Below are 13,296 nucleotides of genomic sequence, written 5' to 3'. Positions count from 1 at the left end.
TCTTTACCTTGCTCGGTGCTCGAGTGCGCTGGAGGCATTATCAGGCGTGCAACACGCGCACCCCGGAGAGCATGGCGATGACAGTTCGACAGCAGAGGCTTTCGACGAATCCGTTGGCGGGGAGGCGATCGGGAGATTCGGCCGCTGCAGGATCCCCGCCTCTCGAGCATTCACCTGCGGGGCGCAGCACGCATCGTCGAGGTGCGGCGGCGGCGCGACGGAGACGTGGATCGTGCCCGACAGCGGTGTAGGCGCCGCGGCGGTATGCCCGTCCAGTGGTTTCGCACGTGCCGCGCGGATGGCGTTGGCTATGACGAGAACCTCGGCGAGTTCATGGATGATCACCACGGTGGTGAGGCCGAGAACACCGGTCGCGGCCAGCGGCACAAGTATTGCGATGATGGCGATGGACAGGCCGATGTTCTGGACCATGATCCGCCGAGCCCGGCGGGCGTGGGCGAGCACCTGGGGCAGATGCCGCAGATCCTCACCCATCAAGGCGACGTCGGCGGTTTCGATGGCGACGTCGGTCCCCATGGCTCCCATCGCGATGCCGATGTCGGCCGTCGCCAACGCCGGTGCGTCGTTGACTCCGTCACCGACCATGGCGATCTTTCGGCCGGAGGCGATCTCGGCAAGCAGGCGGGCTTTGTCCTCGGGCAGCAATTCGGCGTGGACTTCGGTGATGCCGGCTTCTGCGGCCAAGGCCTGCGCGGTGAGAGCGTTGTCGCCGGTGAGCATCGCGGTGTCGATTCCGAGGGCGGTGAGTTGGCGAACTGCCTCTGCTGCTTCGGGGCGGAGTTCGTCGCGGACCGCGATCGCCGCGATCAGAATTCCGGCGCGGTCGAGGAGAACGACGGTGGCGCCGGCGCTCTGCAACCGCGCGACATCGTCGGTGAAAGTATCGTCGTCGAACCAACTCGGTTTTCCGAGCCGGATCGCAACGCCGTCTATGGTCCCGGTCAATCCATGCCCGGCCACGGCGGTGACATCGTCGGCAGCAACGACCGTCGGTGTGCAGGCGAGTATGGCGCGAGCCAGTGGATGCTCACTGCGCGCTTCGAGTGCGGCGGCCGCGGCCAGCGCGTCGTCGCGGGTGACACCGGCTGCAGTGACGACGTCGACGACTTGCGGTGTTCCTGCGGTGAGTGTGCCGGTCTTGTCCAGCGCGACGACCCGGATGCGGCCGAGTTCTTCCACTGCTGCACCGCCTTTGACCAACGCGCCGTTGCGGCTGGCAGCTCCGATCGCCGCTACCACCGATAGCGGCACCGAGATCGCCAGGGCGCACGGCGATGCAGCGACCAACACCACCAGCGCTCGTTCGAGCCACAACATCGGATCCCCCAGAACAGCGCCGAACCCGGCGACGAGAACGGCCAGAATCATGATCGAGGGCACCAGGGGGCGTGCGATGCGGTCTGCGAGACGCTGGCCGGACCCTTTACGATCCTGCGCCTCTTCCACGATGTGCACGATCCGGGCAAGTGAACTGTCGGCCGCCGCAGCGGTGACCGCGACCTCGATCGCTCCGCCGCCGTTGATGGCGCCGGCGTGCACCACGTCGCCTGGATTGGCTTCGATGGGAACAGATTCCCCGGTGATCGCGGACAGATCGAGATTGGTGGAACCGCGGGCGATGATGCCGTCGGTCGCGGCCCGCTCGCCGGGCCGCATCACCATCGTGTCTCCGATGACGACGCCGTCGGGCGCTAGGACCGTCTCGGTTCCGCCGCGCAGCACCGTCACGGTCGGGGGCACCAGCGACAGCAGGGCACGCAACCCGCGGCGGGTTTTCGTCACTGCGTGGGCTTCGAGCCCTTCGGCGATGGAGAACAGGATTGCCAGCATCGCTGCTTCGGGAATCTGTCCCAGCGCGATCGCGCCGACGAGGGCAATGGTCATCAATGTCCCGACACCGATGCGGCGGCGGCGAAGATTATTCAGGGTCGAGGGGACGAACGTCGCGGCGGCGACGGCGGCGGCGATCAACTCGCCGGCGGTGGCGACGGTATCCGCTCCCGCGCGGCTGATCGCCCACGATGCGGCGAGGATGACCGCGGCGACAGCGGCGAATTGCAGTTCACGGACCCTCCAGAGAGTCGGTGGACGGTCGTCCTCAGGCGCCCGGTCGGCCGAAGCAGGTGGAGTGGGTCCGCAGCATGCGTCAGACATCGCCGACTCCCGCAGTCGCAGCAGAGGTGGACACTGGTTCAGATTTCTGGGTCAGTGGTTCGGTCAGCACCGCGAGCAAGTGCGCTCCGCGGTCGGTGAGCGAATACATGACCAGCTTTCCCGTCCTGCTGGAGGCCACGATGTTGGCGGCTTTGAGCTTGCGCAGGTGGTGGGAGACCAGTTTGGTGCTCTGGCCCACGATCCACGCGATGTCGCAACCGCACATCTGACCGCCCGTGCCGAGCGCGAGCGCGACCGTCAGACGGGTGGGGTCGCCGAATGCCCGCGCAGCATCAGCCAAAGGCTCGATATCGCCGAGGGTCGGAAGGGTGTCTCGAACGTGCTCTGCGTGGGGAAGATCCAGGCACAGCAAGTCGCACGAGTCGAGTGGTTCGGTGGACATACCCATCAATCTAACAATCGTGAGATCGTTAGGAAACCCCTTCAGGTAAACATTCAAACGATTGTTAGTGTGTCAGGTGCTCGGTCGGCTGGCAGCCGAATCGACACGTCAGTGCAACGACTCGAAAAGGTAGAACAATGAGCCGCACGTTAAAGATGTCCCTCGCGTTGGTCGTGGTGTTCGCCGCCGCGCTGGCGGTGTTTCTGGTGATGGACAGATCAGGAACACCCGATGCAGCAACGGCGCAACAGGCCAGCACCGATCCTGCGTCGATCGCGGTCCGCGAGAACAGTCACCGCCTGAACACCGCACCCGATGGCCGTGTGACATTCGTGGAGTTCCTCGACTTCGAGTGCGAGGCCTGCAGGTCCGCCTACCCGGCTATCGAACAGTTGCGGGAAGAGTACGGCGACAGAGTCACCTTCGTGGCCCGCTACTTTCCCATTGCCTCGCACTTCAACGCCGAACGCGCCGCACGTGCGGTCGAAGCAGCCGCGCAGCAAGGCGAGTTCGAGGCGATGTACCAACGGATGTACGAAACCCAAGCAGAGTGGGGCGAGCAACGTACCCCGAAAGACGAGTTGTTCCGCAGCTTCGCGGCCGATCTCGGACTGGACATGACCACATTCGATGCCGCCTACACCGACCCCGCCACCCTCGAGCGCATCCAGGCCGACGTCACGGACGGCACCGCGCTCGGCGTGCAAGGGACGCCCACGTTCTTCCTCAACGGCGACAAGATCGAACCCCGAACCTACGGAGACCTCGCCGATGCACTCGATGCCGCGCTCGGCTGACCCGGCCGCGCCGCCGATTCAGCCGGCCCGGCCCCTCGGCCGGAGCCTGCCGTGGTTGCTCCTGGCAGGTGGTGCGATTGGGCTGGTGGCAGCGTTCGTCCTCACGATCGAGAAATTCACTCTCGCGATCGACCCCACCTACTCACCGAGCTGCAGCATCAATCCAGTCCTGAACTGCGGATCGGTGATGGACACCCCGCAAGCGGCAGCGTTCGGGTTCCCCAACTCCCTGATCGGTATCGCCGGGTTCGCGGTCGTCGCGTCGATCGGGGCAGCGATGCTGGCGGGTGCGGTGTTCGCCCGATGGTTTTGGGCTGCAACTCAATTCGGTATCACCGCGGCCATGATCTTCGTGCATTGGCTAATCGTTCAGAGTGTGTACGAGATCGGCGCGCTGTGTCCGTACTGCATGGCAGTGTGGGCGGTGACCGTGCCGATCTTCTGGTACGTCACCGTGCGGAACCTCGATCTCGCGGTGAGGTCGCCGGGTCCACGTCGGTGGGTGGACTGGCTGATTCGCAATCACTCCATTCCCGTGACCGTGTGGTTCCTTGCATTGATTACCTTGATTGCACAGCGCTTTTGGGCGTATTGGTCCACGCTGCTATGAACCGCCCGCCCTCTCGTCCACTCGCTGGGATCCTCGCGGCCAGTTCGAGGTCATCGTGAAGCCTGGTTGGTCGTTGGTAATGCTCGCACTCGTGCTCGTCTGTATCGCGGTGCTGTGGCCGCGGACCGATGGCGCTGATTCCGGCCTGGTAACGACGCCGGACACCGTCACCCCGGCCCAACGTGCACCGGCATTCTCCCCACCATCCGACGCCGAGTACACATCCAGTTGCCCCACGCCCACAGCGTCAGGACAGCAGGGGCCGCTCGCCGGGGTGATGGTGCGCTGCGTCGGCGACGCGTCAAATCTCGACCTCGCCGACGCGTTGGGCAACGAGACTGTGCTGCTGAACCTGTGGGCGTCGTGGTGCGGGCCGTGCCGGACCGAAATGCCTGTACTCGACTCCTATGCCTCGGAGGAAGGGGCTATCCGGGTCGTCGGAATCAATGTCGAAGACCGACCGGATGCCGCGTCGATGGTGTTGCGAGAGATGAACATTCGATACTCCAACTACGTCGATACCGGCGCCATCCAGAACGCGCTAGCGGCCCCGCCTGTCCTACCTCTGAGCTACATCGTCACCGCGGACGGTGCCGTCGAGCGCATCACCGATCCCACCGTCTTCGACACACCGGATCAGATCCGCACTGCAGTGAAGGACTCCACGTCATGAACCAATACCGCCTGGACCGGGCACGGACAATGACCGGAAACCGGCTCGTCGGCGCGGTGCTCACCGTTGCCGCCGCGGTGTCGATCTCCGGATGCTCCGCAGGCACCGATGCGGTCGCATCCGGCGGCAGTTTCGACTTCGTTGCACCCGGCGGGCAGACCGATATCTTCTACGACCCTCCCGAAAGCCGCGGAGCCGTCGGCGAACTCACCGGACCGGATCTGATGGACGAAGGCAAGACCACCGCACTGTCCGACTACGAGGGCGACGTCGTCGTGGTCAATCTCTGGGGTCAATGGTGCGGCCCGTGCCGAGGTGAAGCCGACGACCTCGAGGAAGTGTTCGAAGCCACTCAGAGCAGCGGAGTCCAGTTCCTCGGAATCAACGTCCGAGATCCGCAGAAGGACAAGGCCCAAGACTTCGTGGTCGACAACGAAGTCTCCTACCCCTCGATCTACGACCCCTCGATGCGGACACTGATCGCACTGGGTGGCAGCTACCCGACCAGCGTCATCCCCTCGACCTTGGTTCTCGATCGCCAGCACCGCGTTGCAGCAGTGTTCATGCGTGCGCTGCTCACCGAGGACCTTCTCCCGGTCGTTCAACGGGTCGCCGCCGAATGACGACGCTATTGTCTCAGGACATCGGATCGGCGTTCCAGAATGCCGCGTCGAGTGGGCCTCTGGTGCTGGCCATCGCCGCGTGCATGCTTGCAGGCCTGGTCTCGTTTGCATCCCCTTGTGTGGTTCCGCTGGTGCCCGGTTATTTGTCGTACCTGGCCGGCATCGCAGGGGCCGAATCGTCTCAGCCCACCGGCCAGCTGCCTTGTGGTGTCAACGGGTACTCGACTGTGTCGACATCGGCGAACCGGTGGCGGGTGGCCGGTGCGGCAGGGTTGTTCGTCGCCGGCTTCACCGCCGTGTTCGTACTCGCCACAGCGTCGATATTCGGTGTCATCGGTACCTTGCGGCTCAACGAAGAACTGCTGCAGCGCGTCGGCGGAGTCATCACGATCGTGATGGGCTTGGCGTTCATCGGATTCATCCCAGCGCTACAACGCGACACCCGATTCGCGCCCAGAAACATCACATCGCTTGCAGGGGCACCGCTCCTCGGCGGTGTGTTCGCGCTGGGGTGGACGCCATGTCTGGGTCCCACGCTCGCTGGTGTGTTGTCGGTAGCCGCCGGGACCGAAGGTGCGACCGCAGCTCGCGGAGTGACGCTGATCGTCGCGTATTGCTTGGGTCTCGGGTTGCCGTTCGTCCTCTTGGCCTTCGGGTCGAGTTCGGCGATGCGGGGCGTCGGGTGGCTGCGAAGGAATTCGCAGAGAATCAAGGTTGCCGGGGGAGTGATCATGGTCGCCGTCGGTGTGGCGCTGCTGACCGGCGTGTGGGGATTGTTCGTCGCGTGGATTCGCAACGAATTCGTCACCTCGGTGGTTCTGCCGATCTGACGTCTCGCGGCGGGAATCGACATCACCCATTGCATTGTTCGGGTCACCGAACTATATTTTCAGGGTTCTGAAATTATCAGTCAGCGTTGGGTGCGATCACATGACTTTGCTGCAACGCCGGGCATCCCGGTCGCCGTCGAGATTTCGAGCGGGATTCGCGCTACTGGGCCCGGCGTTCGTTGCCGCGATCGCGTACGTCGACCCCGGCAACGTCGCGTCCAATGTCAGTGCCGGAGCGCAGTTCGGCTACCTGTTGGTTTGGGTGATCGTGGCCGCGAATGTGATGGCCGGCCTCGTTCAATTCCTGTCGGCGAAGCTCGGGATCGTCACCGGAATGACCCTTCCCGAGGTTGTTCGCGAGAAGTCCCGCAGGAGCACGCGGCTTGCCTATTGGGGGCAGGCGGAAGTCGTTGCGATGGCGACCGATCTCGCGGAGGTCGTCGGCGGCGCGATTGCCCTGTATCTGTTGTTCGATCTCCCGCTTCTGCTCGGCGGGTTGATCACCGGGGCAGTGTCGATGATCCTGCTGATGGTTCAAGATCGCCGCGGTCAACGGCCGTTCGAGTTCGTCATCCTCGGCCTTCTCGCGGTCATCGCTGTCGGGTTTCTGGCAAGCGTCTTCGTAGAGCCCCCGTCATTAACCGAGGCCGCGGGAGGCCTGATTCCCCGGTTCGACGGCGCTGAAAGCGTTCTGATCGCTGCCGCGATGCTCGGCGCAACGATCATGCCGCACGCGGTCTACCTCCACTCCGGTCTCGCCCGAGACCGCCACGGCCACCCCGAGGCCGGACCGGTCCGGCGCCGTCTGCTGCGCATCACCCGTGTCGACGTCGGATTGGCGATGTTGCTGGCCGGCGCCGTCAACATGTCGATGTTGCTGTTGGCGGCGTCCACACTCGGCGGCAGAGAAGGCGTCGATTCGATCGAAGGTGCACACGCTGCCGTCGGAGAGACGCTCGGGCCGGGCGTTGCTCTACTGTTCGCAATAGGCCTGTTGGCGTCCGGTTTGGCATCGACGTCGGTGGGGGCGTACGCCGGAGCGATGATCATGGACGGCTTGCTACGCAAGCGAATTCCGATCGTCCTACGCCGACTCGTGACACTCCTGCCAGCGCTCGCAATTCTCGCTGCAGGCGTCGACCCCAGCCGCGCGCTCGTCGTCTCACAAGTCGTCCTGTCCTTCGGAATTCCATTCGCGTTGATCCCCTTGGTGCGGTTCACATCGGATCGCAAGTTGATGGGAGAGAACGTCAATCACCGAATTACCACGTGCGCAGCCTGGCTGATCGCAGCCGTCATCGTCGCGCTCAATATCGCGCTGATCTACCTGACCTTGGTCTGATCATCGCTACCGACTTACTCCATTCACTGCCATCGATAGTGCAGACCCGCCTGGATCCCGTTGATCGACCGAGCGCACCAAATTGCTGGCCATTCATTGGCCGGGGCGGCGTGCCATACGTGCGTGTTGCAGTCGATTCAGGTGGCGCACAATTTGATATTGCGGATCGTGGTTACGGTCGGCAGGATAGGTAGACAAGCTCCACCAACAGGAGAGGTCTGAAAAAAAGAAAGACCGTTAGTCCGTTATAGCTATCTGACTTATTTGAGTGTTCGTGCCAGCGAGGGAACCTGCCGGTCGAGCTCTCGCGGGCTCCGATGATGCACGAACTCCTCCCGCGTTTCGGTAGTGTCCGTTGATGGCAGTGTCGGAGGAGGACTATCGGCTGGTGGAGGCGTCGTGAGGAGTCAACGCCGGTTCGAAGGCCACAGGTTCGAGCTCTGGCTGAGCGCGATCGTCTTGGTATGCCTGGCCGGTGGGGTCGGACCGTCTGTCGTTGGGGTCGCCGTTTCTGTTGGGGCGCCGTGGAATTGGTTCCAGCTGGCGGTGTGGGCATGTGTCGTCGTCGGGTTCGTTCACACATTCGTCAAAGCGTGGCGTGGCCGTCACTCATCTAAGGCTGACCTGCCCGACCCGGACGTGTCGGTCACTGATGTCGAGCGCATCGTGTCAAGCGAGCCGAACCTAGTTGCAGCAGTCAAAGCGCTGCGCAAGCAGACCCTGGCCTGAAGCCCAAAGATGCCGCCGATCTCGTCGATGCAGCTCGCGCAACGCGGGGTCCTGAACCGGGATTCTGACCGGTGGTCAATTACGTTCTGTTCGGTCCGATCGCTGGATAGCTGCCCATCGTGACGTCCGAGCGCGCCGCGTGGACGTTCATGATCTGGTTACTTTATCCGCGCACCCACGAACAGCACTTGACCGCACTCCTCGGTCGAAGACCTGTTCCGATCAAGCAGGTTCGATCGGTGGGTCGACGTCCGCCACGTTGTGTTCTTCGAGCCATGCAATCACATCGAGCGCCTCGGACCGCCGTGCTGCGCCGAGGGGTGTGAGTCCGTCGTAGCCGACCCAGTCGATGTCGGCACCGTGATCGAGCAGCACGGCGGCGGCGTCGACGTGGCCTCCGTGGCAGGCACCCCAGAAACTGCCGGTGATGGTTTCGAGGGTCGGATTTTCGGTTCCCAGATGGTGCTCGACCGCCGCATCGAGGCCGAGGGCGGCCGCGTCGAACAACGTGGTGACTGCTCCGCGCTGCACCAGCCGACGCGCGGCGTTCCACTGTCCGAATGCGGTGGCATTCGAGAGTGGGGTGCCTCCGGCGATGACTGCGCCTCGGGCATCGATATCTGCACCCGCATCGAGGAGTGCGTCGATGGCGTCGACGTCATCGCTGCTCGCCGCCCAGTGCAGAGGTGTTTCGTGATGGTCTCCTGGAAAACGGCAGTCGGGGTCGGCTCTGGCCGCGATGAGGGCTTCGATGGTTGCGGCGATGCGCGGGAAGTGACCGGGCCAGTCGGTGGCGACGTGCAGCAATGTCCGACCTTCGCGGCGCGGTATGTGCACCGACGCGAGTTCGGCGTGCTCAGCCAGAAGCTGCTGCAATGCCTCCACCTCGCCCAAATGGATCGCGGCTACGGCGGCTTCGTGGATCGGATTGTCGACGAGCGCGTCGAGGATCCACTGGTCGGGAGGGATACCCGACGTGCCGTCTGCAGTGTTGTAGAGACGGCATTGCATTCCGTACTGGTGTGGAATGGCTTCCGCGTCGTGCTGTGAATGCGGGCAGGTGTCGGGTTCGATGTCCCGGCCTTCAACACGCACACTCGGTGAACCGCGAAACTGCCGGGCCAGGGCTTGTTCGCTGTTGTCGATGCGGCTGAACGTCACTGTTGCTGTGATGGCGTTGTCCTCGAGCAGTTGGTGCAGATGCGGCAAGAACCGTTCGTGGTGTGGGCAGCCGTCGAAGTAGAGGACTTCGATCGACGGCGGCTCGTCCATGATGGAGATGTCGGCGATCAGGCCTTCTCGGATGGTCAACTGGACGAGCATTTCGGGCGGCACATCAACGCTACCCGGCGCCGCGATCTTCATCCGAGCGGTGTACACGTCCTCGACGGTCGATGAACTGGTGGATTCGATATCAGCGATGCTCAATGTCATGCCGCTGGCAAGGAGCCCGGCGTAATGATCACCTGCCTGCTTGCGAGTGGTGCACTCGTGACCGGTGCCGCGTCGCTCGCCGCCCCACCGGATATCCTCGGCCAGCAAGGCGGTAAACGACTCTCGGGTACCGGCCGCCAGCGCTGCGCTCAGACTGACGCCCAGCTGTTCGGTGCTGTCGGTGCCTCGTTGTGAGCTCATCCGACTCCTGTCCTGACGCCGCGGAACTCCCTGGATTCGGGTGGTGTCGTTCGAAGCGTAGTTCCACGCGGTTGATCGTGGGCACGTCCGGTGACTGGAAGAGTCACTCGGGAGCATTATTCTGCCGACTGTAACCCTCCTGTCGCTGTGCATTGGCGAGTCGACCCCGTGTACAAGAGCTTGGCCATGCCCCCGGTGAATTGGAGGGTGCCGTAGCCGAGGCGGTCGATGGTCGGGTCGCCAAGATGCGCGTTCCGATCGGTCTCGGCCTCGCATCGTCGGATGCAACCCGGATCGGTCGCTGCCCAGAGTTGTCAGCTGCTCTGGTTGGAGGGTAGCGGCTCCAGGCTGCGCTGCCAGCTCGGCATGGCGGTGGGCGACAGAATGACTGTATCCGAGCATTGTGCGGCGAGCGGCGGAGGTACCTAGGTGACGAGGGCACGAAGCGATGTCGTGCGTCCGCGGTGTCGCACAGGGTCCTGCAGCTCGTCGACTGTGTAGGCGCGTTTGCGTGGATCGCGTGTAGCTTCGAAGAACGTGGCGAGCGGAGTTCGACTCGAAGATGATTTGCACCGGATATGTGCCGAATCGGTTTTCGCACTGGGGAATCCACCCATAGGGCTGGGTCGGTCAGATAAGCCATGAACTGTCGGATCGCGCCATGATAACCCAGGACTGCCTGTGCGCGGCACCGTTGATTCCGCGGAGTTCGGCCGCCCAGTCGTCTGCCTGAGTGGCGGTCCACTTCCAAAGCACGTCCGTGTCGCCTCAGCCCGACATCTACGCGGGACCGAGTTTCGACTCGCGATGGCGCCCGGGGAGAGGTTGCGCGCCAACTGTTGCCGCGTCCACCCGGTCACCATTGCCTCGAACACTGCCTCGACTGATCGCAGTACAGCGACCCCGTCGGCCAGCTGCAACTGCGCCGCGCCAGTCGGCAGCTCACCACGACTCATCGACAGACCCCCAGTCATTCGCATGATGTGCGAAAGTCTCGCATAATCCGCGAATCTGTGCATGTCACGCCAGGTCACGCAGCCCGACGGCTCGGGCCGGATTCGGCGCCGGGCCCGGCGTGGCCACCAACCTATGAGTCTCCGGCCGAGCTAGAATCTGCATCAGTGCAGGTCGTAGCGGGCTCGAAAACTGCGTTCAGCCAGGCGGCCATCGGGGTGGGGTTCGAGTTCGCACTTTCTGCGACTCGCTACAGTTTACTGGTAACCCTGCATATCAAGACTGGCCAAATTGCTAGACCAACGCGAACTGTGCCCCGGCCGTCGCGTGCCACGCATCCATCAGCCCTGTGCCCCCTGCGCGGATATGGCTTTGGCGCGAGAACCTCGGCGTCGACTTCCGAGTTGTTCGCGACAGCGGAAACTAATATCTGGGAAGAAACGGCGCCGGGGCTGGCTGCCGCGAGTATCCTCGCATTCGATTTGGTGCCGGCTAGGTCGCATCCTCAGTTGTCGCGCTGATTGGCACATCGATGCGGTCCCGTGCAACGACAATGCCATCCTGAATGGCATAGCACTCGACCAGATGCTTACCGCGGAACGAGGTGCTTTCGTGTCTGCCGTTCCCGCGGTTGGGCTCGACGATCTGCCCGCGAATCATGTTCCGACGTTTGGCTTCGTCGCCTTGGTTGAGTACCTTCCAACGGACGTCATACGGACCCGGGACATCGCACCCAGTGATGGTGAAGTCCAGCCCTTTGTTGGGCAGCAAAGGAGTCTTGGCTCTAAGCATCTGCCTGAGGGATGTTGGACGCCAGCCGTTTTGGGTGACCGTGCAGTCGATTGTGAGCGTGTATCGGATGTCAATCGGGCACTTCTGCTCGACGAACTCTTCGGTGTTGTCGAAAGAGCGTGCTGATTTGACAACGCTTTCGAGTGGCACTGATGTTCCGAAGATCTCTCGCCACTTTTTGTTTGCCGAGGCCTTACCCTCGTCAGCGATTGCCTGGAGGCAGCGGTTATACGCCTTCTTGGCCTTCGGCTGGAACCTCGCCTTGACTTTCACCCGTTGGTTGCTGCCCAACGCCAGGTAGAAGTCCTTGTCAGGTTCCTCCATGAGGAATCCAAAGAAGTCGCGGACCATCAGGTCGAACGAACCGGTACCGGCCGAGTCGTATTCGTTCGTCTGGGCAAAGAACCGGTGAACCAGGGTGTCGATGAGCAGGCCGCCCATGCCTACGCCGTTAGCGTTTTTCCATGCTCGGGCCATCCTCGCGAGATGACGCATGTTCGTCGAGGTGCGACTGTTGCACTCCCTTGTCGCCTCGATTTCGGCACGAGGCTTGGTGACCTTCCAACTTTCTGTCGCCGTGTCCGGGTAGTCGAAACTGCCGTCATCGTTCGCGAACGCCGGCTGGACCTCGAACTTGAAGGCGTTGCTTTGGAATTGCACGCGCACGACGCACTGATCGACGCGGATGTCAGTGTTCGAGTAGCGCGCCTTCAGATCGTTCCGGACGCGTTCCAACACTCTCCGCGGACCAGACTCGCTGGCATAGTCGCCCCGGATGCTCGGAGGAAGGATGTAGATCATGTCGAGATCGGAGACGCCTTTGATGGCGGTATGACGGCCGTAGGAGCCCACCATCAGCTTGTGGCCGGTGTCACCGTCTTTGGACCGGAAGTCCTTGTTCAGCGACTTGGTGATCTCGTCCCGGCGCGAACCGACCGTGGTCGCCGTGTCGCCGACCTTAAGGTTCGCAATTAGACCGTCGAAGACCTCGGATGTTTTCACTGCCGCACCTCGCCGCGATTGAGGCGAAGTGCTTCGGGGAGGAAGAGATCGATCTCCCGGGGTGTGAAAGTCATCTCTTCGTTGTGTTTGAGTCCCTCTTGAGCGCGCGTGTAGGCCTTTGCGGTCGTCCTCGGCGCATTAGCGTACGCGGCGCTCGTTGCCTCCTGGAGCTCGTCGCGCCGCGTCCTTGCTTGCTCATCGGAGATGCCACCGGACATCAGGTCGGAGATCAAGGAGATATAGGACTCACGGGCATCCCAGAGCTGGGTGGCAACGCCGCGATGGGCGTCGGACTCGTCCGCGAACTTGAAGGTTTTCGCGCCGAGGCTCATCCAGGTCACGAGAAGCGCAATGGACGACGTCGTCAGGCTGGCCAGGACCGGGTTTCCGAGAAGGCCGACCACTGCAACCAGGAAGGTGCCTGAGCTAATAGCCGTAAGGGCGACAAGGACCCCCTGCTGCAACCGGTGCTTCGTGAAGCAGATGTCAGCCTGCTTCTCTCGGGTCTTGTGACTGTAAACCACGCGTCCGAATGCTTCTCGCACCTGAGCAAGCAGGTATGGATCCCGTCCAGTCTGGCCCGTACTGCCAGGCGCTGTCTCGTCCGTCACGCTTCTCCGATCTTCGTCATCGGGCCGGTGCATCCCCTGTAGGTACCCGCCGATGTATGCCGCCGCCGTACGGCGCCTTACGACGTCGCAGCGGGCATTGCCAAGTATGCCCACGACCAC

General features: G+C 63.0%; 11 protein-coding genes. 6 read left to right on the top strand and 5 right to left on the bottom strand.

The annotated features are described in order from the left end of the window. Window positions 1-3: 3 nt before the first annotated feature. Window positions 4-2,175 carry a cation-translocating P-type ATPase gene (locus tag DK926_RS19655; RefSeq protein ID WP_114331822.1) on the bottom strand — a complete coding sequence of 724 codons (2,172 nt, stop codon included), beginning with the start codon at window positions 2,173-2,175 and terminating at the stop codon, window positions 4-6. Next, window positions 2,168-2,578: a metalloregulator ArsR/SmtB family transcription factor gene (locus tag DK926_RS19650; protein WP_114331866.1), complete on the bottom strand. Its 411-nt coding sequence runs from the start codon at window positions 2,576-2,578 to the stop codon at window positions 2,168-2,170. The genes DK926_RS19655 and DK926_RS19650 overlap by 8 nt, the downstream gene beginning before the upstream one ends. A gap of 137 nt (window positions 2,579-2,715) precedes the next feature. On the opposite strand from DK926_RS19650, the gene DK926_RS19645 reads away from it, so the two are divergent. The 6 genes from DK926_RS19645 (at window position 2,716) to DK926_RS19620 (ending at window position 7,453) form a co-directional block, all read left to right on the top strand. Next, entirely contained in the window at window positions 2,716-3,375 is a 660-nt protein-coding gene (locus DK926_RS19645; protein WP_114331821.1) for a thioredoxin domain-containing protein, read from the top strand. After that, a complete protein-coding gene (locus DK926_RS19640) occupies window positions 3,359-3,985 on the top strand; it encodes a vitamin K epoxide reductase family protein (protein WP_243636910.1) in 627 nt (208 codons plus the stop codon). Before DK926_RS19645 ends, DK926_RS19640 begins: the two co-directional genes overlap by 17 nt. 55 nt (window positions 3,986-4,040) lie before the next feature. Then, window positions 4,041-4,658, top strand: coding sequence for a TlpA disulfide reductase family protein (locus DK926_RS19635; protein WP_114331819.1), 618 nt, complete (start codon window positions 4,041-4,043; stop codon window positions 4,656-4,658). Window positions 4,659-4,687: 29 nt separating this feature from the next. After that, a complete protein-coding gene (locus DK926_RS19630; protein WP_114331818.1) occupies window positions 4,688-5,281 on the top strand; it encodes a TlpA disulfide reductase family protein in 594 nt (197 codons plus the stop codon). Next, window positions 5,278-6,111, top strand: coding sequence for a cytochrome c biogenesis CcdA family protein (locus tag DK926_RS19625; RefSeq protein ID WP_114331817.1), 834 nt, complete (start codon window positions 5,278-5,280; stop codon window positions 6,109-6,111). Before DK926_RS19630 ends, DK926_RS19625 begins: the two co-directional genes overlap by 4 nt. A gap of 100 nt (window positions 6,112-6,211) precedes the next feature. Next, window positions 6,212-7,453 carry an Nramp family divalent metal transporter gene (locus DK926_RS19620; RefSeq protein ID WP_114331816.1) on the top strand — a complete coding sequence of 414 codons (1,242 nt, stop codon included), beginning with the start codon at window positions 6,212-6,214 and terminating at the stop codon, window positions 7,451-7,453. 951 nt (window positions 7,454-8,404) lie between these two features. Here DK926_RS19620 and DK926_RS26865 read toward each other — a convergent pair. The 3 genes from DK926_RS26865 to DK926_RS19600 form a co-directional block, all read right to left on the bottom strand. Next, entirely contained in the window at window positions 8,405-9,817 is a 1,413-nt protein-coding gene (locus DK926_RS26865; RefSeq protein WP_207890868.1) for an ankyrin repeat domain-containing protein, read from the bottom strand. A 1,446-nt stretch (window positions 9,818-11,263) separates the two neighbouring features. Next, window positions 11,264-12,565 (bottom strand): nucleotidyltransferase, encoded by a 1,302-nt coding sequence (locus DK926_RS19605; protein WP_114331814.1) that lies wholly within the window; start codon window positions 12,563-12,565, stop codon window positions 11,264-11,266. Next, complete coding sequence (locus DK926_RS19600; protein ID WP_243636909.1) at window positions 12,562-13,176, bottom strand: SLATT domain-containing protein; 615 nt, start codon at window positions 13,174-13,176, stop codon at window positions 12,562-12,564. The genes DK926_RS19605 and DK926_RS19600 overlap by 4 nt, the downstream gene beginning before the upstream one ends. Window positions 13,177-13,296: the final 120 nt, after the last annotated feature.

The sequence above is a fragment of the Rhodococcus sp. Eu-32 genome, assembly GCF_003336925.1.
Taxonomy (GTDB): domain Bacteria; phylum Actinomycetota; class Actinomycetes; order Mycobacteriales; family Mycobacteriaceae; genus Rhodococcoides; species Rhodococcoides kyotonensis_B.
The sequence above is the reverse complement of the archived record's forward strand: the minus strand, read 5'-3'. Positions and strand labels throughout refer to the sequence as shown.